Raw genomic sequence first — 20,882 nt, forward strand, 5'->3', positions numbered from 1 at the left:
CGATCAGGGCAGGGTGGACAGGTGCGGCTTGATCGTGTTGGCCCAGCCGTTGCCGGTGGTGACGTCCCAGTTGACGGACCAGGTCATCGCGCCCCGGATGCCGGGGTAGGTGCGCGGCGGCTTGAAGGAACCGCAGTTCGTGCCGCGGGCCAGGCAGTCGAGCGCCTGGTTGACCACGGACGGGGCGACGTAACCGCCACCGGCCGCGCTGGGGGTCGCCGGCAGGCCCAGGGAGACCTGGTCGGGACGCAGCCCCGCCTCGAGCTGGATGCAGGCGAGGGCGACGAGGAAGTTGACCGTGCCCTGGCCGTACGCGGCGTTGTTGTCGCAGCCGAGCATCGCGCCGGAGTTGTAGAACTGCGTGTGGACGACCGTGAGGATGTCCTTGATGTCGAGCGCGAGCTTGAAGTACGAGCCGGCCGGGTTCTGCATGTCGATGGTCTGCGGGGCCATCGTGATGATCAGGTTGGCGCCGGCCTTGCTGCGCAGGCTGCGGAGCGCCTGACCCATGTAGGTCGGGTTGAGGCCGTTCTCCAGGTCGATGTCGACACCGTCGAAGCCGTACGTCTGCATCAGTGACCAGACCGAGTTGGCGAAGTTCGTCGCCGCGGCCGAGTCACCCACGGCAACCGAGCCACGCTCGCCGCCGACCGAGATGATGACCTTCTTGCCGCGCGAGTGGAGCGTCGCGATGTCGGCCTTGAACTGTTCGTTGGTGTAACCGCCGACCGCGGACGACAGGCCCGGGTCGATGCTGAACGAGACCGCGCCCGGCGTGCTGGTGGCGTCGGCGAAAGCGACCGCGACCAGGTCGTACGTGGTCGGCACGGCGGCGAGCTTGATCTCGTTGGCCGGGTTGTCGAAGTTGTGCCAGTACCCGGTGATGAAGTGCTTCGGCAGCGTCCCGGTGCCCGGCGGCACAGTGGTGGGAGGCGTCGTGGGAGGCGTTGTCGGCGGTGTCGTGGGAGGCGTGGTCGGGGGCGTGGTGGGAGGCGGCGTGGTCGGCGGGGTCGTGCCACCACCACAGGCGCCCTTGTCGGCCCAGACACCCCACTCGCCGCTGGCGGTCGGGATCTCGTTCAGGGTCCACCACTTCGCGGTGTAGTTCTTCGCCTGGTACGACACCTGGTTGTCCTTGACGTAGACCGTCGAGGAGGACCAGGCGGGGGCGCAGGCGGCGGCAGCGCTCGCGGAAGAAGCTATGTAGACAGCGGAGCCGGCGGCCGCGAGTGCGGCGGACACAGCGAGGACAAGGGATCGGCGCATGGGGGTGGGCCTTCCACGTCGAGCAGTGAGATAGCTCGATTATTAGGACTGTTAACAGTCCAAGTCCAGCGGTGCCGACCTTAAACTTCTTTAAGGTGCCCGGGCCGAAGGCGCAGCTCACGCCTCCGACCGGTCCGTTCACACATTGATAAAAGCCGCTACCTGCTGAACTGGTCCATGGGGCGGCGCAGGACGAGCTGTTCCAGCGCAGTCCAGGCCGTGGAAGTGACGAGGTAGATGCCGCCGGCCAGCGGCAGCCACGCGACCATCACCACGGTCAGGTACGGCAGCAGGCCCATGATCCGGGTCAGCGGATCGGCAGCCGACCCCGAAGCCACCATCTGCATCCGAGTGCGCCGTGCGGGCCACCAGGCGAGGGCAACCGAGAGCGCCAGCAGCACGGCGAAGACCGGCAGTCCCGCCGACAGGTGAGCGGCGAGCGGGACGCCGAAGAGAGTGCCGGCCCACCCGGACTGGACCAGGTGGTACATCAGCATGAAGAACGGCGCCTGCGCCAGCGCCGGCAACATCGCGGCGAACGGGCTCGCCCCGTTCGCGCGTTGCAGCGCGAGTGTTTCGGTCGCCAGCACCATCGGATCGTCGCGGTGCTTCTCCCGCAGCACGGCGAGCTGCGGGGCCAGGGCGGCACCCCGCTGGGCGGAACGGATCTGCAGCCAGGTCAACGGACTGATCAACAACCGGATAAGCACCGTGAAAACGATGATCGCGAGCGTCGGGGTCAGGAAGGTGCCGAGACCTTCGAGGGCGGAGTGCGCAACACCGAGGACAGCGTCGAGCGCAGCGGAAATGGACATGGGCGTACCCCTGCGGTCCGAAAGGAAGGTGGACGCGGAGGTGGGCGGGCTTCAGCGTGCGGGAAGCGCGACCACCGGGGACGCCGACGGCGCTCGAGGGCGCGGCCGCCCGGCGGCGGCGGGGTCGAGCAGGCGGGGCAGGCGACGGGTCCGGGCCCGCACGGCCAGGGCGACACCACCGGTCGCGGCGCGGAACGCGGGGACCGGGAGGCCCCCGGCCGCAGCCAGGACCAGCAGCAGGGCCGCCGCGGCGACCGCGAGGCCGAGCACGAGCTGCGACGAGGCTCCCTGGCCGGGGCTCTGCAGGGCCGGGCTCTGCAGGGCGGCGAACGCCCAGAACCCCAGCAGCAGCATGGATCCGACACTACGCCGTGAGCGCAACGGTCGTTTTCGGTCGGCGGTGATCGGGTAAAACGGCGGCATGGCAACTTCGGAGGGCGCGGGAACGGCAACATCGATCTCCGAGGAGATGGCCGGCGAAGCAGCGGCACAGGGACTCCTCACGCTGGGCGTCGAGGAGGAGTACCTGCTCGTCGACGCCGTCGAGCCACGAGCGGTGGAGGCGGTCGAGGAGGTTTTCGACCAGCTGAGCGACGACATCCGGGACTCGGTGCAGCACGAGCTCATGCGCAGTCAGATCGAGACGGCCAGCCCGCCGCAGCTGGAGCTGGGTGACCTGTTCGACTCGCTCCGGCGTCTGCGGACCGGACTCGCCGCGTCCGCCGAGCGCGCCGGCGTCCGGCTGATCGCCGTCGGCGCCGCACCGGCCCCGGGCCAGGCCTCCCGGATCGTCGACTCCCCGCGGTACCACCGCATGCGGGAGCGCTTCGGTGACCTGTCCCCCGGCGCCGGGCTCAACGGCATGCACGTCCACGTCAGCGTCCCCGACCCGGAGACCGGCGTGCAGATCCTCAACCACCTGCGCCCCTGGCTGCCGATCCTCCAGGCCGCGACGGCCAACTCCCCGCTCTTCGCGGGCCGCGACACCGGGTACGCGAGCTGGCGTTCCATGCTCTGGGAGCGCTGGCCCACCGTGGGCCCCACGCCGTACCTCGAGTCGCACGAGCAGTACGAGACGATGGTGTCCGACCTGGTGGCGAGCGGCGCGATGCTCGACGAGGGAATGCTCTACTGGTACGCCCGGCTGTCGGCGAACTACCCCACGGTCGAGATCCGGATGGGTGACGTCTGCCCGACCCTCGACATCACCATCCTGCTGGCCGCCCTCACCCGCGGCCTGGTCTCGACACTGCTGCGCGAGGTGGAGGACGGCAAGCCCGCGCCGAACGTGCCGCACCCGCTGGTGATGGCCGCGCACTGGCGGGCCGCCCACGACGGGCTCGAGGGCCTCAACATCGACATGGCCACCCGTGAGCCGAAGCCGGCCTGGAAGCTGATGCGTCAGCTCTTCGACTACGTCACCCCCGAACTCGATCGTCACGGCGACCTCGAGCTGGTCACGGTGCTGATGGACCGCCTGCGCAGCAGCGGTACCGGCGCCGCCCGCCAGCGCGCGCTGCTGTCGAAGCAGGGCTCGGTCGAGGACGTGGTCGACTGGCTCGCCGCCGCCACCCGGGGTGATCGGTGAAACTTGTCGTCGTCGGCGGCGACGCGGCCGGGATGTCCGCCGCGTCGCAGGCCCGTAAGCGCCTGGGCCCCGATGACCTGGAGATCGTCGCGTTCGAGAAGGGCCACTTCACGTCCTACTCGGCGTGCGGGATCCCGTACTGGATCGGCGGAGCCGTCAAGGAGCGCGACGCGCTGATCGCCCGGACCCCGGAGGCCCACCGCGACGCCGGCATCCTCGTGCACACCCGGCACGAGGTGACCGCGATCGACCTCGACCGCCGCGAGGTGATCGCCCGAGACCTCGACGGCGGCGGCGAGCTCCGGGAGGGTTTCGACCACCTCGTGTACGCGACCGGCGCCGTACCGGTGACACCCGACTGGGCGCGCATCGACGGCGGCGGCGTGTTCGGCGTGCAGACCCTCGACGACGGCACCGCGATCCACGCCTGGCTCGAAAGTGACCCGAAGCCACGGCACGCAGTGGTGATCGGCGGTGGTTACGTAGGTGTCGAGATGGCCGAGGCAATGGTCCAGCGCGGTCTCGCCGTGACACTGCTGGAGCGCTCGGCGCAGCCGATGTCCACGGTCGACCCGGACATGGGCGAACGTGTTGGCGAGGCGATCCGCGGCCTGGGCATCGAGGTCCGCACCGACACTCACGTGCAGGGTCTGGAGACCAGGGACGGACGGGTGTCGGCGGTGGTCACCCCCGGCGGCACTCTGCCGGCCGACATCGTGGTCCTGGGTCTCGGCGTACGCCCGAACACCGCCCTGGCGGCCGAGTCGGGCATCCCGGTGGGCGTGACGGGCGGACTGCGGACGGACCTGCAGATGCGGGTCGTCGGGCCGTCCGGGCACATCGACGGACTCTGGGCAGCCGGCGACTGCGTGCAGACCGTGCACCGCGTCAGCGGCCAGCCCGTCCACATGCCCCTGGGCACCCACGCCAACAAGCAGGGGCGGGTCGCGGGCATCAACATCGGTGGCGGGTACGCAACCTTCCCGGGTGTGATCGGCACCGCGGTGACCAAGGTCTGCGAGCTGGAGGTGGCCCGGACCGGGCTGACCGAGAAGGAGGCCGCGAAGGCGGGCTTCGCCTATGTGACCGCTTCGGTGGAGTCGACGAGCCGGGCGGGCTACTACCCGGGTGCCAGCTCGATGGTGGTGAAGCTGATCGCGGAACGCCGGACCGGCCTGCTCCTCGGCGCACAGATCGTCGGTCGCGAGGAGGCCGCGAAGCGCATCGACTCACTGGCGATCGCCGTCTGGAACAGCATGACGGTCGAGGAGATGACGGCTCTTGATCTGAGCTACGCGCCGCCGTTCTCACCGGTCTGGGATCCCGTGCTGATCGCGGCACGCAAGGCGACGGACGCGGTGCACGCCGCCGGCTGACACATATCGTCCGATGTGTTGCCATCAATCCGCTCTGCGTCCAGGGCTCTGACAGGCACTGATTACTTCCGGTCACTCGATGATCACGAATGCGGTATCGTTTTCGATCTTGTAAACCGGTAGGCATGACGAATGCCGTCGCACCCATCCACACGTACGGCGTCGGGATCCGGACCGCGGCACGCGGCGCAGCCGGCGACGCGCGCCCGTAACAGCGACGCACTGACTGCCACGACCGGCGGCTTCCCGCACGTGCAGATCCTCGAGGGTGAGACCTCGAACGGACGGCACCGGCGGCCCGAGTCGCTCGCCGACCCCACCGTGCTGCGTCCGCCCGCGACGCCGCGGATCGCCGGAGGACGGCGTACGTCGCTGGACCTGACACCGCGCCGCGCCAAGGTCGACAAGCCCGCGCGGGCCACTCGTTCGGGTGCCGCCGGCTCCGCACCGCGGGGGCGGCACGCCAAGGCCGGCGATCCGCTCGCCATCACCGTCCGCCCGCTGCCCGTCGTCCGCGACGCGGCCGGAGCTGTGCGCGACTGGGCACTTGCGGACAACGGCCGCCCGCCGGTCACGGGCTCCCACCGCGCGCCGGGCACCCTGCCGATCGAGTCCTGGCTGCTGGTCGGACGCCGCCGCCAGCAGGCACTGCTGGCCTCGCTCGTCGCGATCGGACTGATGCTGATCGTCGTGCCGATGCAGCAGCGCGCCACCACCGACGTCAACCCGATCAACGCCGCCGACCACGCGATCGTGCAGGTCACCAAGCCCGCGAAGAAAAAAGAGAAGCCCGCCGAGCCGCAGGCGAAGACGCCCGGCAAGACCGACACCCCCGCCGAGCCCGCGGCGACGGCTCCGGCCAAGCCCGTGGCACCCGGCGCCCCCAAGCCGTCGGCCTCCGCGCCGGTCGAGAAGCCGACCGTGGTCGTGCCCGAGGGCACCGGGCCCGCCAAGTCGTTCATCACCACCGGTTCGTCCACGGTGGCGCTCACCTTCGACGACGGCCCCGACCCCGTGCAGACCCCGAAGATCCTCGAGCTGCTGGCGAAATACCAGGTCAAGGCCACCTTCTGCCTGGTCGGATCGCAGGTCCGCCGGCACCCGGACATCGTCCGGCAGATCGCCGCGGCCGGGCACACCCTGTGCAACCACACCTGGGACCACAGCCTGACGATCGGCAAGGACAAGCCGGCGAAGATCCAGGCCGACCTCCGCAAGACCAACGAGGCGATCGACGCCGCGGTGCCGGGCGCCGCGATCCCGTTCTTCCGGGCCCCCGGTGGCAACTTCTCCGACGCGCTGGTCGAGACCGCGTACGCCGACGGCATGACCTCCCTCTACTGGGAGGTCGACCCGCGGGACTGGGAGCACCTCGACACCGAGACCGACGCCACGCACATCGAGAAGATCGTCAAGGGCGTCCAGAAACACGTACGCCCGGGCTCGATCGTGCTGTCCCACGACTTCAACCAGCCCGACACGATCGCCGCCTACGACGAGCTGCTGCCGTGGCTGATCGACCGCTTCGAGCTGGGCCTGCCGCCCGAGCCGAAACCGCCGGTCGCCGACGCCCCCGCGTCAGCCGGCCTGTGACGCCTGGCAGGTAGGACACCAGTAGAGGTTCCGCCCGGCGAGCGGCCCCCGGACGATCGGGGTGCCGCAGACCAGGCACGGCTGCCCGGTCCGCCGGTAGACGTACACCTCACCACCGTGCCGGTCGACCCGCGGCGCCCGCCGCATGGACTCCGGCGTGTGAGCGGTGTGGACGGTGTCGATCCGCCCCCGCACGACACCCTCCTTCATCAGCCCGCGCAGGTCGTCCCACAGCTCGTCCCAGCACCGGAGAGTGACGGACCGGCCGGGCATCGTCGGCGCGAGCCCCGCCCGGAAGAGCACCTCGTTGGCGAAGATCAGCCCGCAGCCCGCCACGATCGTCTGATCCATCAGCAGCGCAAAGATCGGCTTCGAACTGGCGGCAACCCGGGGGTACACGGCCCGCGGGTCGGCGTCGTCCCGCAGCGGGTCCTGCCCGAGCCGCGCCCGCAGCACAGCGACCAGGCCCGGATCGAGCACCTCACACGCCGTCGGCCCGCGCAGCTCCAGCCAGTGCCGCGCATCGGCCATCCGCATCCGCAGCTGCCCCACCGGTACGGGCAACGACCCCTCGCCGTCGGCAAACTTCCCGTACAACCCGAGGTGGATGTGCAGCGTCCGCTCACCCTCGAAGTGGTGCAGCAGATGTTTCCCGTACGCCTCGGTGTCGACCAGCCGCCGCCCATCGATCAGCGCGGCGCCCGCCTCGAACCGCCCCTGCGGGCTGTCGACGGCAACCACCCGTCCGGCAAAAAGCGCCCGGTGCCGCGCCGCCAACCGATGAATACTGTGTCCCTCTGGCACCCGGAAACCCTAGCCGGGCTTTCGCCCTGAGGAGAATTGCTGGGTTCCGGGGGTGATAGCGGGGAAGGTGGTAAGCGTCGAATGCCGGGTGGGTGCATCACACGTCCGGCTGGTGCGAGAGGGTGGGTCCATGAGTGTTGACGAGATCACGATGCGGGGCGGCGGCGCATCCTTTGACGACCAGGTCTTCGAGCGGCTGCTGCGGGAGCGCATCATCTTCCTCGGCAGCGAGGTCAACGACGAGGTGACCAACCGCATCTGCGCGCAGATGCTGCTGCTGGCCTCGGCGGACAGCGAGAAGGACATCGCCCTGTACATCAACTCGCCGGGTGGTTCCATCAGCGCGGGCATGGCTGTCTACGACACCATGCAGTACATCAAGAACGACGTGGCCACGATCGCGATGGGCATGGCGGCCTCGATGGGGCAGTTCCTGCTCTGCGCCGGCACCGCCGGCAAGCGGTACGCCCTGCCTCACGCACGGGTGATGATGCACCAGCTCTCCGGCGGCATCGGCGGCACCGCGGCCGACATCGCCATCCAGGCCGAGAGCATGCTGCACATCAAGAAGGTCATGAACGAGCGCATCGCGTTCCACACGGGTCACACCCCGGAGGAGATCGGGATCGACTCGGACCGTGACCGCTGGTTCACCGCCCAGGAGGCGAAGGACTACGGGATCGTCGACCACGTGATCAGCAAGGCGGCCGACGTCACGGCGACCACCGCGCTGGTCTGAGCCTCTTCCGCGAAGGGCGTCCGGTCTTCCGGGCGCCCTTTGTGTCACCTTCGGGTCTTCGGGGTATAGCGAGTGCAGTCCCCGAAGCCTGAAGGAGGTGCTGACGTGAGGCTCCCGACGTTCTCCCGCCAGTCCGACACCACTGAGACCGAAGAGCGTCCGGCTGTCGCCACCAGTTCCACCACCCCGGTGCGTCAGCGGACCGATCCCCCGACCGCGACCATGCCGACGGTGACGCCTCCGCCCGCCGCACCTCCGACGGTCGTCGAGCGCCGCCGCTCCGCCGACGAGGACACCACGGCCGATCTGAAGAGCCCGGACCTGCGCGCTCCCGAGCGCCGTCCGGCCGACCGGAACGCCGACGAGAAGACCATCGAGCAGCCGCCTGTGACCGGCAGCCCGGCCGACCGGACAGCCGCGCGGCCCGCCGAGCCGCCCGTTGTCGCCGGGCCGAAGCCCCGGGCCAGCCTGCTCGCCACGCTCGGCCTGATCGTGAGTGTCGCCGCCGCCCTGCTCGTGCTGTCCGGGCCCCTCCTGGGGTACGGGATCGGCCTGGGCGTGCTGGGCCTGATCCTGTCGCTCGGTGGCATCTCCGCCACCGGCAAGCGGCACATCGCCGGCAAGACCGACGCCCTGATCGGCATGATCCTCTCGCTGGGAGCGATCGTGGTCGGCGTGCTGGCCCTGACCGGTTCGCTGTCCTGGCTCGGCACCGACATGCAGCCGGTGACCAGCGTCCGGGAGTGGCTCGACGCACAGTTTGTGAACCGCTTCTGACGGGTACCTGACATTCACCGGCGGCGATGCGCCGCCGGTGAATCTCGGAACCGGGGCGGTTCACCGACCGCCTCGCCCCGAACACCTCCGGCGGTTCGCCGGAAACGTTGGTCCGGGGGCGGCGGTTCGCCGCCCCCGACGCACGTGCAACAAATCTCCGCGCGGCCCGGCGATCACGCAACGATCAGCCGCGTCGCGCAGCATTGTTCCGGGGCCTGCGCAGGTACTTCGCGCATAGCGTTGCCCTCATGACGACCACCGCCCCGACGCGCCGCTATCTGATGTGCCGGCCCACGCACTTCGCCGTCACTTACCGGATCAATCCGTGGATGGATCCGACGGCGCCGTACGACACCGCCCTGGCCGTCAGCCAGTGGGAGAACCTTCGGCAGACGTTCCTCGACCTCGGTCACACCGTCGACCTGATCGAAGGGCTGCCCGGCCTGCCCGACATGGTCTTCGCCGCCAACGGCGCCACCGTCGTCGACGGCAAGGTGCTCGCCGTGCAGTTCCGGGACGCCGAGCGGGCCGACGAGGCCCCCGCGTACGCCGCCTGGTTCGCCGGCAACGGCTTCGAGGTCTTCGAGTCGAAGCACACGAACGAGGGCGAGGGTGACATCCTGCTCGCCGGCGACGTGCTGCTCGCCGGTACGGGTTTCCGCACCTCCCACGCCGCCCACGCGCAGACCCAGGAGGTCTTCGGCCGTCCGGTGATCACGCTGCAGCTGGTCGACCCCGCCTACTACCACCTCGACACCGCGCTGTGCGTGCTGGACGAGCGCAACATCGCGTACCTGCCGTCGGCGTTCTCGCCGGGTTCGCAGGCCGTGCTGCGCCGCCTCTTCCCGGACGCGGTGATCGCCACCCCCGCCGACGCCGAGGTGCTGGGCCTCAACGCCGTCAGCGACGGCCGTACCGTGGTGCTGCCGGTGCAGGCCACAGCGCTGACCGCGGCGCTGCAGGCGGCCGGCTACGCGACGATCGGCGTCGACGTGTCCGAGCTGCGCAAGGCCGGCGGCGGACCGAAGTGCTGCACCCTGGAGGTACGCGCGTGACCGACCTCGACCTGCGGACCCCGGCCGCGCTGGCCGCCGCCGAACGCTGGACCGCCCACAACTACCACCCGCTGCCCGTGGTCATCGCCGACGCCGAGGGCGCCTGGGTCACCGACGTCGACGGCCGCCGCTACCTGGACTTCCTCGCCGGCTACTCGGCGCTGAACTTCGGCCACCGGCACCCCGGCCTGATCGCCGCCGCGCACGCCCAGCTCGACCGGCTCACGCTGACCAGCCGGGCGTTCGTGCACGACCAGTTCGCGGACTTCTGCCAGGGGCTGGCCGAGCTCTGCGGCAAGGATCTGGTGCTCCCGATGAACACCGGCGCCGAGGCCGTCGAGACCGGCATCAAGGTCGCCCGCAAGTGGGGTTACCAGGTCAAGGGTGTGCCGGACGGGCAGGCGGAGATCATCGTCGCCGCGGACAACTTCCACGGCCGCACGACCACGATCATCAGCTTCTCCACCGATCCGGACGCCCGCGACGATTTCGGGCCGTACACCCCCGGCTTCAAGATCATCCCGTACGGGGATCTGGCGGCACTGGCCGACGCGATCACGCCGAACACCGTGGCTGTGCTGCTCGAGCCGATCCAGGGCGAGGCCGGCGTGCTGGTCCCCGTCGAGGGTTACTTCGCCGGTGTCCGCGAGCTGTGCGACGACGCCAACGTGCTGTTCATCGCCGACGAGATCCAGTCCGGCCTCGGGCGTACGGGAAAGACCTTCGCGATCGAGCACGAAGGGGTCGTCCCGGACATGTACCTGCTCGGCAAGGCCCTCGGCGGCGGCATCGTGCCGGTGTCGGCGGTCGCGGCGAACCGTGACGTGCTCGGTGTGCTCAAGCCCGGCGAGCACGGCTCGACCTTCGGCGGCAACCCACTGGCCTGCGCCGTGGGCGCCGAGGTGGTCCGCCTGCTGGCCACCGGCGAGTTCCAGGAGCGTTCGGCCCGCCTGGGCGCCCGCCTGCACGACAGCCTGACCGCCCTGATCGGCCAGGGTGTGCTCGCCGTCCGCGGGCGTGGTCTCTGGGCCGGAGTCGACATCGACCCGGCGCTGATGACCGGTCGTGAGGCCGTCGAGCGGCTCGCCGCCCGCGGGGTGCTGGCGAAGGACACCCACGGCTCGACGATCCGCCTGGCGCCGCCACTGGTCGTCACGGAAGAAGACCTGGACCACGCCGTGGCCCAGCTGGCAGCGATCCTGCGCTAGCGCTCGAACTTGCGGATGGCCATGGTCGGAGCCTCGGCCATGACCGACGAGGGCTGGGTCACGCCGCCCGTGGCCCACAGCTTGGCCCGGCCCACGTTCACACCGCCGTAGAGCTCCACGACGTCGTTGCCCGCGAGGACCCGGGTCTCGTCACGGTTCAGCGTGACCCGGTCGTCGTCGTCCGTCGAGCCACCGGGGCGGATGCCCGTGCCGTTGGTGCTGACGTCCTGCGCGGTCAGCTCACCGTTGTGCAGCGCCAGCCGGACGTGACCACGGCTGATCCACTTCCGGGCGTCGTCGGTCAGCCACTGGCCGAGCATGACACCACCACCCTCCGGCGCGCGGCCGACCACGACCGGCTTGTCCGTGGACACCACGAAGCGCTGGCGGACGACGCCGTCGATGCGTACCGAGAGGACCTCGACCTCGGGACGCGGACCGGCGTCCTTGAGACGGGAGCCGTGCCGCGGGCACGTCGGCGCGCCGGAGCGCAGCGAGGGCGGCGGCTGGGCGACCGGCGCGGTGAACTTGCGCATGTCCGAGAACGGGCTGTCCGGGTCACCGCCGGAGCCGAAGGCGTTGCAGTTGGGCTCGGGGCAGCTCCAGACGCGCGCGAGGAGCTTCTGGCCCATCGGGGAGGGCTCGCCCACCGCCGGGATCTCCCCGCGGCCGATGCGGGCCACCAGGACCGGTCCCCCGGCGCCGGGCACCGCGGCGAGCAGCCGTCCCGGCTCCTCGACCCACGGGCGGCGGTCACGGAACTGCTCGGCCCTCGTGCGGGTGAGCACGGGCAGTCCGAGCAGCTCGGCCGCCTCGAGCACCCGGTCGTCGAGCTGCGGGACCACCTCGACCACACCGTCGTCGGCCCAGCGGCGGACGACCATGCGCTCGTTCGAGGTCAGGTCGGCGTCGGAGAGCAGGCCGCGCGGCACCACGGCGTACACGGGGACGTTCTCCTCCGACACGTGCCGGCCGAGCGCGTCGATGACCAGGCCGAGCCGCAGCATGCTGGCCGGGCGACCGCCGTCGAGATCGGCGTAGCGCACGATCTCCGACAGGTCGACCACGGCCCGGGCGAGCGCAGGGTCGGTGGTGAGACGGGCCTCGATGGCGTCGAGGACCTTGCTGACCTCGAATCTCACGGGGCCTCCCTGTACGTGCGCATGCGGCTACCTCCGGCCATCATGCCGTCTGGCCCCGCCGCACGGCGAATCAGGTCGATCAGGAGGCGTCGGCCAGGATCCGATCGATACGGTTGGCGAGCGCGATGTCGCGCGTGGTGACGCCACCGGCCGCATGCGTGACGCAGCGGAAGGTCAGGGTGCGCCAGCGGATGTCGATGTCGGGATGGTGGTCCATCTCCTCGGCGACCTTCGCCACCCGGTCCACCACGGCTATCGCCGCGGGAAAACTGCGCAGGCCGACAGTACGCACGATCGCGTCCGTCCCGCCCTCCCAGCCGTCGAGAACGGCCACGGCACTGCGTACGGAATCGGCGTCGAGCAGGTCAGCCATGAGCCAACCTTAGTGCCCGTACGCCCACCGGCCACGGCTGCTCGGTCCGGGATGTCGCACCGCTTCGCTACGGTGAGCGCCGGAACGCGGGGGACCGACCGGAAGGCAATTCCATGAGAAATCGACGGCTGGCGATCGCCGGACTCGCCCTGATGACCGCTCTGGGCCTGGCCGGATGCGGTCCGGCGGACAAGGTGCAGCCGCGCGCCGGTGCCTCTGCGGACGTCCCGGAGGCCGCTCCGAAGGCCGAGCTGGCCGCGGCGGCCAAGCGCCTCGGTGAGCAGAGCATGCGTGTCGACATGGACATGGCCGGCGCGATCAGCATGTCCGGCGTGGCGGACCCGGCGGCGGGCACCGCGAAGATGGCGATGGACCTCGGCCTGCTGGGCCAGGACACCAAGATCGAGTTCCGCAAGCTGGGCGACGACGTCTATCTGAAGTTCGGCGGGCAGATGTCCTCGCTGCTCGGCACCGAGAGCAGCAAGCCGTGGATGCACGTGGACGCGACCGAGCTGGCCAAGGGCAGCAGCCTCACCATCATGTCGAAGGACGACCCGGGCAACACCAAGGCGCTGATCGAAGCCATGACCAAGGTCGAGAAGGTCGGTGCGCACGACTTCAAGGGCACGCTCGACCTGAGCAAGTCGCCGCAGTACAACAAGGAGAGCCTGAAGGCGCTCGGCGGCAAGATGACCGACGTTCCCTTCACGGCCACGACCGACGACCAGGACCGCCTGACCGGGCTGACGCTCGACATGAGCTCGCTGGGCCAGGGCACGGGCAAGATCAAGACGACCTACACCGATTTCGGTACGCCGGTGTCGGTCGAGGCGCCCCCGGCCAAGCAGGTCGGCGAGCTGCCCAAGGAGTTCGCGGGCCTGCTCGACAACTGAGCAACCACGGGCATCCGTTTGCGAAGAAGTCACATCGGGCATTTGACCCCCCGACCCTCGTCACCCCCTGGACGAGCGGCAGGGCAAGGAAGGACCGACATGCGGACGCCACGACTCGCCGGACTCGGCCTCGCATCGATGGCCGCGGTCACTCTCGCGGTGAGCGGCTGCACGGCCGACACAGACGCCACCCCGGGCGCCAGCGCGCCGGCGGCAGACACTCCCAGCGCCTCCGCCAGTGCGGGCCCCGCCGACCCGGCCGCCGCTGCCGAGCTCGCCTCGGCCACCGCCGCGCTCGGCACCACGAGCTTCAAGGTCACCATGACGTCCGGGCCGGGCCTCAAGCTCCTCGGCGAGATGGACGCCCCGAACGGCATCGGCACCGGCACGCTCACCGCGACCGGGCCGAACACCGAGATCAACGTCAAGACGCTGATCGTCGGCCAGGACCTCTACCTGCAGGTCCCGGGCATCACCAAGGCCGGCACGTGGACCCACGTCGACGTGTCCCGCCTGCCCGAGGGCGCCAACGTCGGTCTGCGCCCCGGCCAGATCGACCCGGCCAACACCGCGCAGCTGCTGACCTCGACGACCGACGTGCAGAAGGTCGACTCGCGCAGCTACAAGGGCACCCTCGACCTGTCGAAGGCCGCGGGCGTCGCCGGCGTCAGCAAGACGATGATCGACACGTGGGGCGCGCAGGCGCAGGACGTGCCGTTCACGGCCGGCCTGGACGACCAGGGCCGCCTGTCGGCGCTGACCATCCAGCTCCCGCCGGTCAACGGCCAGCAGAACCCGCCGCTCGAGGTCCTCTACACGGACTACGGCCTCAAGGTCGACGCGAAGAAGCCCGCCGCGTCGGAGATCACCGAGGCGCCGGACAACCTGTACACCAGCCTGGGCGGCTGACCCACCGCTTCATCACACGCCGGGTGCTTCTCGCTAAGAGGACACCCGGCGTCGTGCTGTCCAGTCCGTGCCGAGCGGGCGGGACTGCGGCTTGTTCTCCTCGATCCACGTGTCGATGCGCGCCCACCAGTCGTAGAGCCAGAGCACCCGCTCCTCCTCGTCGGCGGGCACCTCCTCCGGCGGGACACTCCAGAACCGCATGACCAGCTGCTTGTCCATCGGCAGCTCCCGCCACATGTCCCCGACGGTGATCATCCGGTCGAGCCCCGTGTGGGCGCAGAAGATCACCCCGGCGTCCGGGGCAGCGTCGATCGCCGTGAACAACCCGCCCGGCTTCGGCGGCAGAACGTTCCGCAGGCCCTCCGCGCGGACCGCCATGTCCTCCAGGCCCTTGTCCCGCAGCCGGGCGATCGCCCGCACCCGGCGGCGGGGCGTGAAGTTGCCACCCTCCGGGAAGATCACAAACGCGTCGTTGTCGTCCAGCCCCGTCGCCAGCTCGCTGATCTCCTGCTCCAGCGAGTGGGTGCGGGTGTGACCGGGCGAGATGAACCTGTTCGGCAGACGGTTGAGCAGGATGTCGACCGCGGGATCCCACTGCAGCGTCGCCTTCAGCACGATGCGCGGCTCCCGGTCGAACCAGTTGACCAGCCCGTGGATCAGGACGAACGAGTCACCCGGCCCGGCGTGCCGGCTCACGACAACCTCCGGACGCCCCGGCATGCCGGTGTCCGGGTCGGTGCCGACAACGTCGACAGTCAGGTGCAGCGACCACTTCGCGACCCAGAAGAGCGCGTCCAGGAACCACCCGGTGAGCACGTAGTGCGCCCGCTGGAACCACGCGTTGCGGATCTGCCACCCGAACCCCGAAGCGACCCACAGAACGGCCAGACAGACCAGCGCGGCCGCGTCCCAGACCAGATAGGCAACCGCCAGGAACACCAGCCGCGGCACCCGCAGATGCCCCGGCACGAGCGGCGAAGCGGCCAGCGCCAGCAGCATCCACACCGGCAGGGTCGTGAGCAGCACCACCGCAAGGACAACAACCAGCGGGGCCAGCACGAGCCGCCGCACCCACACGGGAGGCAGCATCAGACGTTCGCCGCAAGATAACGCCGCGACGCGGTGTAGGCCCGGCTGATCCGCCGTCCCGCAGCCGCCATGTCCCGGTAGGCCCACGGCGAGTCGTCGCGGCTCTCACCGCCGCCGGTCGGAAGGACGTGCACACGTACATCCTCGGGCAGTGACGCAACATCCCGCGCAAACCGATGCCGCCGGGCAATCTCGAACGCCACCTGCGCCACCTCCCACGGCCGCTTCGGCACCACCAGCGGCCGCTCGATCCGCCCCACCTGCAAAATAAAGATCTGTTTCGCCCCGACCCGCACAGCCTCGCCGATCGGAATCGAATTGACGATCCCTCCGTCGACAAAATGTTCCCCACCGACCTCCATCGGCGGCAACAACCCCGGCACAGCCGACGAAGCCAGCACGGCGTCGACCAGCGGCCCGCTGTCGAACCAGTGCTCGGCCGCCCGCTCGATGCTCGCCGCACAACACCGGAACGGCACCTTCAGATCGGAGAACTCGCAGTTCTCCCCCAGCTCACTGGTCAGCAACCGCCGCAACGGCAACGGCGAGTGCAGATGCGTCCGGGCCGCGAACCGCCTCAGCTGCCGGGCCAGCGAGTCCCCGTAAACCTCGGCGGCCTCGGGCGACGACCAGAGCCGTACCAGCCGCTCGGTGACCGCCTCGGACGGATCGGCGGCGACGAGCGCGCCGTTCACCGCACCGATCGACGTCCCGACGACGACATCCGGCCGAAAGCCCGCCCGGAACAACGCCCGCAGCATCCCGACCTGCACGGCGCCGAGCACGCCGCCCCCACCCAGCACAAAAGCAACCGGCCCATCCATGAGCCCATCGTTTCACGACGCTCTCTCAACCGAAGATCAAGCGGTTCCTCGCGCCGGCCGGGCTCCCTGCCCAAGTTCAACTTCATGTCGTGCCTGATTGCATGTCCCTGACCGTCGCTCCCGCCGAACGCCGGCTGCGTGCTCCAAGACCAAGGTCCAAGCAGGCTCTCGTCCTACTAGCGGCAGCCGACCGCGGTGACCACTCGCTCATCAGCACCCACGACACCTAGGCCGCATTCGGCGCCGTGCCGATCGCAGCGGCAGCGGCAGCGGCTGGCGACGGTGGTCCGGAGCACGCGTGCCGAGACCGCGGGCGGCGATCCCGTCCAGCTGCGACACATGCGCGTGCGCTACGCACGGACAACCTGGTCGCGCGTTGTACGGCCGCGACGCGGCCCGCCTGACTCCACACCGCACCGGCGCGGCAAGGATCCACTTGATCTGCCGCGTCCGGATGAGCGGTCGGAGCCGTGGTGATCCGGGCCTGGGGTGAATCAATCTGGTCATGACCGCGTCCAGCGCGCTGAGCCCGGCCGGACCCGGTGACAACACCAGGGACTGCTTCCTGCACCCGGCGCAGCAGAGTTGGCGGGCGGTGGACCTGACAGATTCAGGTGCTGTCAGGCCGTACGGCAGCAAGGTCTGTCAACGAGCGACGGTCCGTGCCTGAGCACGGACCGTCGCCATCCATCATTTGATCTTGATCTGCTGTCAGCCCAGGCCGTTGAGGAACGGCTCGTGGTTGTTCTTGAACTCCCAGCTGTAGAACTTGTCCCAGTTGATGGACCAGGTCATCAGGCCGCGGAAGTTCGGGTTCGTGCCGCTGCGGACCGTGTAGCCGCCGCAGTTCTGGCCCTTGACCAGGCAGGTGACCGCTTGCTGGACGCCTGCCGGGGCGACGTAGCCGTTGCCGGCGCTGACCGAGGAGGGGGCGCCGAAGGCGATCTGGTCCTCGCGGAGGGCCGGGAACATGTTGGCCGTGTTGCCCGCGACGGGGAAGCCCGCCAGCATCATGTCGGTCATGGCGATGTGGAAGTCCGCGCCGCCCATGCTGTGGTACTGGTTGTCGAGGCCCATGATCGAGCCCGAGTTGTAGTCCTGGACGTGCAGGACGGTGAGGTCGTTACGCATCGCGTAGATGACCGGGAGGTAGGAGCCCGCGCGCGGGTCCTGGCCGCCCCACGGGCCCGAGCCGTAGTACTGGTAGCCGAGCTGGACGAAGAACGTCTCCGGGGCCATCGTCAGGACGAAGTTGGCGCCGTAGCGGGACTTCAGGGACTTCAGGGCCGCGATCAGGTTGACGATCACCGGGGTGGTGGGGTTCTTGAAGTCGGTGTCGCCGGTGTTGAGCGACAGCGAGTGACCCTCGAAGTCGACGTCGACGCCGTCGAGGCCGAACTTGTCGATGATCGCGCTGACCGAGGTGACGAACTTGTCGCGTGCCGCCGTGGTGGTCAGCTGGACCTGGCCGTTGGCGCCGCCGATCGAGAGGAGGACCTTCTTGCCGGCCGCGCGCTTGGCCTTGATGGCGTTGATGAAGTCGGCCTCGCTCTCGACGCCGGGGCATTCCGACGCCGGGCAGAGGGTGAAGCGGATGTCGCCCGAGGTGGCGCTGGTCGGCTCACCGAACGCGAGGTTGATGATGTCCCAGTCCGCCGGGACGTCCGCCATCTTCAGGTAGCCCGAGCCGTTGGCGAAGCTCGAGTGCAGGTAGCCGATCAGCGCGTGCTTCGGCAGCCCGGTCGCCGGCGGCGGTGTGGTGGTCGGCGGCGGAGTCGTGGGAGGCGGGGTCGTCGGCGGCGGGGTCGTGGGCGGCGGCGTTGTTGTCGGAGGCGGGGTCGTGGGCGGCGGCGTCGTGCCACCGCAGGCACCCTTGTCGGCCCAGACACCCCACTCACCACTGGCGGTCGGGACCTCGTTCTGGGTCCACCACTTCGCGGTGTAGTTCTTCGCCTGGTACGACACCTGGTTGTCCTTGACGTAGACCGCCGAGGAGGACCAGGCAGGGGCGCAGGCGGCCGCGGCGTTCGCGGACGAGGCTATGTAGACGGTGGAGCCGGCGGCCGCCAGAGCAGCGGTGACGGCCAGGATCAGTGAACGGCGCATGGGGGTGGCCTCCACGTCAGGGATCGACAGTTGGCCAATTATTAGGACTGTTAACTGATTCTGTCCAGTGCCGGTTCGTTTTACTCCGCGATGAAACGGATGCGCAGACCCCGGCGATCGAAGAGCAGCAAGTCGTCCAGCGTCACCCCGACGGCCATCTCGTCACCGGGCAGCACCCGTCCCGGCATCGCGACACGGACCATCACCTCACCCATCGGCAACGGCTCCACCACGTCGTACGCCGGATAAAAGCCGTACGGGGTGCTCTCCGCCCGCGCCGCCGCGCGGAGACCGGGCGGCGTGTCCAGCCATGGGCTCGGCACCCCGCCGACGTCCACATGGGCCAGCAGTTCGTGACCCAGGTTGTCGACCGTGGTGACCTTCCCGCGCAGGACCATGCCATCCACGCCCGGTGTCAGCGCCCGCATCGCCACCGTCACGCGGTCGGTGTGGTGCTCCGCGAGCACCGCCGTCCGCGGGTCGTCCGCCGGCAACTCCAGCACCTGCGAGCCGAAGTCCAGCACGACCCGGTTGTCCTCGGCGTACACCGCGGCCTCCAGCAGGCTGGTGCGCGGCGTGCCGAGGAACGCCGCCACGAACAGCGTGTCCGGGTCGGCGTAGACCTCGGCGGGCGGCCCGACCTGCTGGAGAACACCCGCGCGGAGCACGGCCACACGGTCGGCCATGCTCATCGCCTCGATCTGGTCGTGCGTCACGTGGACCGTGGTGACCCCGAGCCGCCGGACCAGGGCGACGATCTCGCCCCGCAGCGCCGAGCGGGCGCCCGCGTCCACGTTCGACAGCGGCTCGTCCAGGAGGAAGACCGACGGGTGCCGGATCAGCGCGCGGGCCATCGCCACACGCTGCCGCTGGCCGCCCGACAGGTGCTCCGGATAGCGGTTGAGCAGGTCGGCGATGCCCACGTTGCGGGCCACCTCGGCAACCCGGACGCCGATGTCGGCCGCCGGGACCGGCACGGTCCGCAGCGGAAAACCGATGTTCTGCGCGACGGTCAGGTGCGGGTAGAGCGCGTAGTCCTGGAAGACCATCGCGATGTTCCGGTCGCGAGGGTCGATCTCCGTCACGGGTACGCCGTCGAACAGCACCGCGCCCGACGTCGGCTCCTCGATCCCGGCGAGCAGGCGCAGCAGCGTCGACTTACCGCAGCCGGTCGGGCCGAGCACCACCAGCAACTCGCCGGGCGCCACGTCGAGGTCGACGTGGTCCACGGCAACACCATCGTCGTCGAAGGATTTTGTGAGCCCGCGTGCGGCGATCGCCACCATGCCCATCATCGTGGGCGTCGGCGGGCCTCAGCACCAGTGCCCGGCTGCGTTCATTGCAGGACGGTGCGGTCCAGCCAGCCGTCGCCGTCGTCGTCGAACATGCGCTTCTCGAAGACGCCGTCGTGGTCCTTGTCGTAGTCGGCGAAGTCGACACGGTTGTCGAGGTCCTTGTCGACACCGACGAAGTCGGCCTCGCCGTCACGGTTCAGATCGACGCGGATCTCGGCACCGCCGTCCTCCCGGCCCCGGTAGGTCGCCTTGTCGAAGGTCCCGTCGCCGTCGGCGTCCACCTGGTTGTCGTAGCCCTTCGGCGGTGCGAGGTGGTCGTCCCGGCCCGGACCGCCCAGCGCCTCACCGACCTCCTGGGCCGCGTCACCGAGGCCGGTGCGCGGCGCGTCACCCAGCCGCGCAACCGGCGGCAGGCCGTCGAGGTCGGGGGCGTCATCGACGCCGGGTGCGGAGCCGAAACCGGTCCGGGCGGCCATCTCGCCACCACCGGCACCCCAGCCGTCCGGCGCGGAGCCGAAACCCTCGGTGGCCGGCTGCCCGGAGGCGGTCTGCGCGACGTGCCCCGCGGCACTACCGAACTCCGCCCACTCCCCCAGGCCGCCACCGACCGGCGCCGGGCCGAGACCGCTGCCGGTCGGCGCCGGGCCCTGGCCGGCCACGCCGCTGCCGACCGCGTCGGTCACCCCGCCGAGGCCCTCGAAGGACGAGAACAACCCGAACGTGCTCGACTTGCTGACACGATCCTCGACCAGGGCCGCCGACGCGCCGGAGTCCGGGCTGACCTGCTGACGCAGCAGCTCGACCTCGGAAGCCTCCAGCTGGTATCCCGCCAGGGCGTCCACCGCGTCGTTGGCCAGCTGCGCCTGGAACGACGGGTCGGTCAGCAGCCGCTCCAGCACCTCGTCGAAATCGCTCATGCCGCTCACCGTAGGAGCCCGCGTCCACCGCCCGCCATCGGGAGGGTGGTCAGTCCAGCTCGGGCATCGCCACCGGCTGCGGCCTGGGACGACACGTGCCGCACTGGACGGCG

20 protein-coding genes are annotated in these 20,882 nt (G+C 70.1%); 9 read left to right on the plus strand and 11 right to left on the minus strand.

Translation table 11 applies throughout. From position 1 onward, the window contains the following. Positions 1-3 precede the first annotated feature (3 nt). The 3 genes from AFR_RS38020 to AFR_RS38030 form a co-directional block, all read right to left on the minus strand. On the minus strand, positions 4-1,266 hold the full coding sequence (locus tag AFR_RS38020; RefSeq protein WP_041841439.1) for a chitinase: 1,263 nt from the start codon (positions 1,264-1,266) through the stop codon (positions 4-6). Between the two features lie 158 nt (positions 1,267-1,424). Continuing rightward, entirely contained in the window at positions 1,425-2,081 is a 657-nt protein-coding gene (locus AFR_RS38025) for a YidC/Oxa1 family membrane protein insertase (RefSeq protein ID WP_023562155.1), read from the minus strand. Positions 2,082-2,132: 51 nt separating this feature from the next. Continuing rightward, complete coding sequence (locus AFR_RS38030) at positions 2,133-2,435, minus strand: DUF6412 domain-containing protein (protein WP_023562156.1); 303 nt, start codon at positions 2,433-2,435, stop codon at positions 2,133-2,135. A 67-nt stretch (positions 2,436-2,502) separates the two neighbouring features. On the opposite strand from AFR_RS38030, the gene AFR_RS38035 reads away from it, so the two are divergent. From AFR_RS38035 to AFR_RS48220, 3 genes are all read left to right on the plus strand, one after another. After that, a complete protein-coding gene (locus AFR_RS38035; protein WP_041841440.1) occupies positions 2,503-3,669 on the plus strand; it encodes a carboxylate-amine ligase in 1,167 nt (388 codons plus the stop codon). A 32-nt stretch (positions 3,670-3,701) separates the two neighbouring features. Continuing rightward, positions 3,702-5,045, plus strand: a complete 1,344-nt coding sequence (locus AFR_RS38040; protein WP_052359899.1) for an FAD-dependent oxidoreductase — start codon at positions 3,702-3,704, stop codon at positions 5,043-5,045. Between the two features lie 132 nt (positions 5,046-5,177). Further along, complete coding sequence (locus AFR_RS48220; protein WP_238547187.1) at positions 5,178-6,638, plus strand: polysaccharide deacetylase family protein; 1,461 nt, start codon at positions 5,178-5,180, stop codon at positions 6,636-6,638. Here AFR_RS48220 and AFR_RS38050 read toward each other — a convergent pair. Beyond that, positions 6,624-7,442 carry an Fpg/Nei family DNA glycosylase gene (locus AFR_RS38050; protein WP_041841441.1) on the minus strand — a complete coding sequence of 273 codons (819 nt, stop codon included), beginning with the start codon at positions 7,440-7,442 and terminating at the stop codon, positions 6,624-6,626. The genes AFR_RS48220 and AFR_RS38050 overlap by 15 nt on opposite strands. Before the next feature lie 130 nt (positions 7,443-7,572). Between AFR_RS38050 and AFR_RS38055 the strand changes: the two genes are divergently transcribed. The 4 genes from AFR_RS38055 (at position 7,573) to rocD (ending at position 11,221) form a co-directional block, all read left to right on the plus strand. Then, entirely contained in the window at positions 7,573-8,181 is a 609-nt protein-coding gene (locus AFR_RS38055) for an ATP-dependent Clp protease proteolytic subunit (protein WP_023562161.1), read from the plus strand. Positions 8,182-8,286: 105 nt separating this feature from the next. Beyond that, entirely contained in the window at positions 8,287-8,958 is a 672-nt protein-coding gene (locus tag AFR_RS44295) for an MFS transporter (RefSeq protein WP_023562162.1), read from the plus strand. Between the two features lie 248 nt (positions 8,959-9,206). Then, entirely contained in the window at positions 9,207-10,013 is an 807-nt protein-coding gene (ddaH, locus tag AFR_RS38065; protein WP_023562163.1) for a dimethylargininase, read from the plus strand. Then, positions 10,010-11,221, plus strand: coding sequence for an ornithine--oxo-acid transaminase (gene rocD, locus AFR_RS38070; protein WP_023562164.1), 1,212 nt, complete (start codon positions 10,010-10,012; stop codon positions 11,219-11,221). Before ddaH ends, rocD begins: the two co-directional genes overlap by 4 nt. Here rocD and AFR_RS38075 read toward each other — a convergent pair. Beyond that, positions 11,218-12,363, minus strand: a complete 1,146-nt coding sequence (locus AFR_RS38075; protein WP_023562165.1) for an FHA domain-containing protein — start codon at positions 12,361-12,363, stop codon at positions 11,218-11,220. The genes rocD and AFR_RS38075 overlap by 4 nt on opposite strands. 79 nt (positions 12,364-12,442) lie before the next feature. After that, entirely contained in the window at positions 12,443-12,736 is a 294-nt protein-coding gene (locus AFR_RS38080) for a 4a-hydroxytetrahydrobiopterin dehydratase (RefSeq protein WP_023562166.1), read from the minus strand. Between the two features lie 113 nt (positions 12,737-12,849). On the opposite strand from AFR_RS38080, the gene AFR_RS38085 reads away from it, so the two are divergent. Together AFR_RS38085 and AFR_RS38090 are read left to right on the plus strand one after the other, a co-directional pair. Beyond that, positions 12,850-13,629, plus strand: coding sequence for an SCO4651 family lipoprotein (locus AFR_RS38085; RefSeq protein WP_023562167.1), 780 nt, complete (start codon positions 12,850-12,852; stop codon positions 13,627-13,629). Positions 13,630-13,728: 99 nt separating this feature from the next. Then, positions 13,729-14,538 carry a LolA-like protein gene (locus AFR_RS38090; protein ID WP_023562168.1) on the plus strand — a complete coding sequence of 270 codons (810 nt, stop codon included), beginning with the start codon at positions 13,729-13,731 and terminating at the stop codon, positions 14,536-14,538. Positions 14,539-14,571: 33 nt separating this feature from the next. Here the strand turns inward: AFR_RS38090 and AFR_RS38095 are convergent, their stop codons facing one another. The 5 genes from AFR_RS38095 to AFR_RS44300 all read right to left on the minus strand — a co-directional run bounded on the left by AFR_RS38095 (position 14,572) and on the right by AFR_RS44300 (position 20,769). Next, positions 14,572-15,627, minus strand: a complete 1,056-nt coding sequence (locus AFR_RS38095) for a 1-acyl-sn-glycerol-3-phosphate acyltransferase (protein WP_023562169.1) — start codon at positions 15,625-15,627, stop codon at positions 14,572-14,574. Beyond that, positions 15,627-16,451 carry a patatin-like phospholipase family protein gene (locus AFR_RS38100; protein WP_023562170.1) on the minus strand — a complete coding sequence of 275 codons (825 nt, stop codon included), beginning with the start codon at positions 16,449-16,451 and terminating at the stop codon, positions 15,627-15,629. The genes AFR_RS38095 and AFR_RS38100 overlap by 1 nt, the downstream gene beginning before the upstream one ends. 711 nt (positions 16,452-17,162) lie before the next feature. Continuing rightward, positions 17,163-18,557, minus strand: coding sequence for a chitinase (locus tag AFR_RS38105; protein ID WP_023562171.1), 1,395 nt, complete (start codon positions 18,555-18,557; stop codon positions 17,163-17,165). Positions 18,558-18,637: 80 nt separating this feature from the next. Then, positions 18,638-19,843: an ABC transporter ATP-binding protein gene (locus AFR_RS38110; protein WP_023562172.1), complete on the minus strand. Its 1,206-nt coding sequence runs from the start codon at positions 19,841-19,843 to the stop codon at positions 18,638-18,640. 50 nt (positions 19,844-19,893) lie between these two features. Continuing rightward, the gene (locus AFR_RS44300; protein WP_023562173.1) at positions 19,894-20,769 is read right to left on the minus strand and encodes a hypothetical protein; all 876 of its coding nucleotides are present in this window, start codon (positions 20,767-20,769) and stop codon (positions 19,894-19,896) included. Positions 20,770-20,882: the final 113 nt, after the last annotated feature.

The organism is Amorphoplanes friuliensis DSM 7358, from assembly GCF_000494755.1.
GTDB classification, from domain to species: domain Bacteria; phylum Actinomycetota; class Actinomycetes; order Mycobacteriales; family Micromonosporaceae; genus Actinoplanes; species Actinoplanes friuliensis.

What these genes read in the sequence shown, in the direction of transcription:
- AFR_RS38020 (WP_041841439.1), bottom strand. Translation starts at nt 1,266, where the DNA reads ATGCGCCGATCCCTTGTCCTCGCTGTGTCCGCCGCACTCGCGGCCGCC.
- AFR_RS38025 (WP_023562155.1), bottom strand. Translation starts at nt 2,081, where the DNA reads ATGTCCATTTCCGCTGCGCTCGACGCTGTCCTCGGTGTTGCGCACTCC.
- AFR_RS38030 (WP_023562156.1), bottom strand. Translation starts at nt 2,435, where the DNA reads ATGCTGCTGCTGGGGTTCTGGGCGTTCGCCGCCCTGCAGAGCCCGGCC.
- AFR_RS38035 (WP_041841440.1), top strand. Translation starts at nt 2,503, where the DNA reads ATGGCAACTTCGGAGGGCGCGGGAACGGCAACATCGATCTCCGAGGAG.
- AFR_RS38040 (WP_052359899.1), top strand. Translation starts at nt 3,702, where the DNA reads ATGTCCGCCGCGTCGCAGGCCCGTAAGCGCCTGGGCCCCGATGACCTG.
- AFR_RS48220 (WP_238547187.1), top strand. Translation starts at nt 5,178, where the DNA reads ATGCCGTCGCACCCATCCACACGTACGGCGTCGGGATCCGGACCGCGG.
- AFR_RS38055 (WP_023562161.1), top strand. Translation starts at nt 7,573, where the DNA reads ATGAGTGTTGACGAGATCACGATGCGGGGCGGCGGCGCATCCTTTGAC.
- ddaH (WP_023562163.1), top strand. Translation starts at nt 9,207, where the DNA reads ATGACGACCACCGCCCCGACGCGCCGCTATCTGATGTGCCGGCCCACG.
- AFR_RS38080 (WP_023562166.1), bottom strand. Translation starts at nt 12,736, where the DNA reads ATGGCTGACCTGCTCGACGCCGATTCCGTACGCAGTGCCGTGGCCGTT.
- AFR_RS38085 (WP_023562167.1), top strand. Translation starts at nt 12,850, where the DNA reads ATGAGAAATCGACGGCTGGCGATCGCCGGACTCGCCCTGATGACCGCT.
- AFR_RS38090 (WP_023562168.1), top strand. Translation starts at nt 13,729, where the DNA reads ATGCGGACGCCACGACTCGCCGGACTCGGCCTCGCATCGATGGCCGCG.
- AFR_RS38095 (WP_023562169.1), bottom strand. Translation starts at nt 15,627, where the DNA reads ATGCTGCCTCCCGTGTGGGTGCGGCGGCTCGTGCTGGCCCCGCTGGTT.
- AFR_RS38100 (WP_023562170.1), bottom strand. Translation starts at nt 16,451, where the DNA reads ATGGATGGGCCGGTTGCTTTTGTGCTGGGTGGGGGCGGCGTGCTCGGC.
- AFR_RS38105 (WP_023562171.1), bottom strand. Translation starts at nt 18,557, where the DNA reads ATGCGCCGTTCACTGATCCTGGCCGTCACCGCTGCTCTGGCGGCCGCC.
- AFR_RS38110 (WP_023562172.1), bottom strand. Translation starts at nt 19,843, where the DNA reads ATGGTGGCGATCGCCGCACGCGGGCTCACAAAATCCTTCGACGACGAT.
- AFR_RS44300 (WP_023562173.1), bottom strand. Translation starts at nt 20,769, where the DNA reads ATGAGCGATTTCGACGAGGTGCTGGAGCGGCTGCTGACCGACCCGTCG.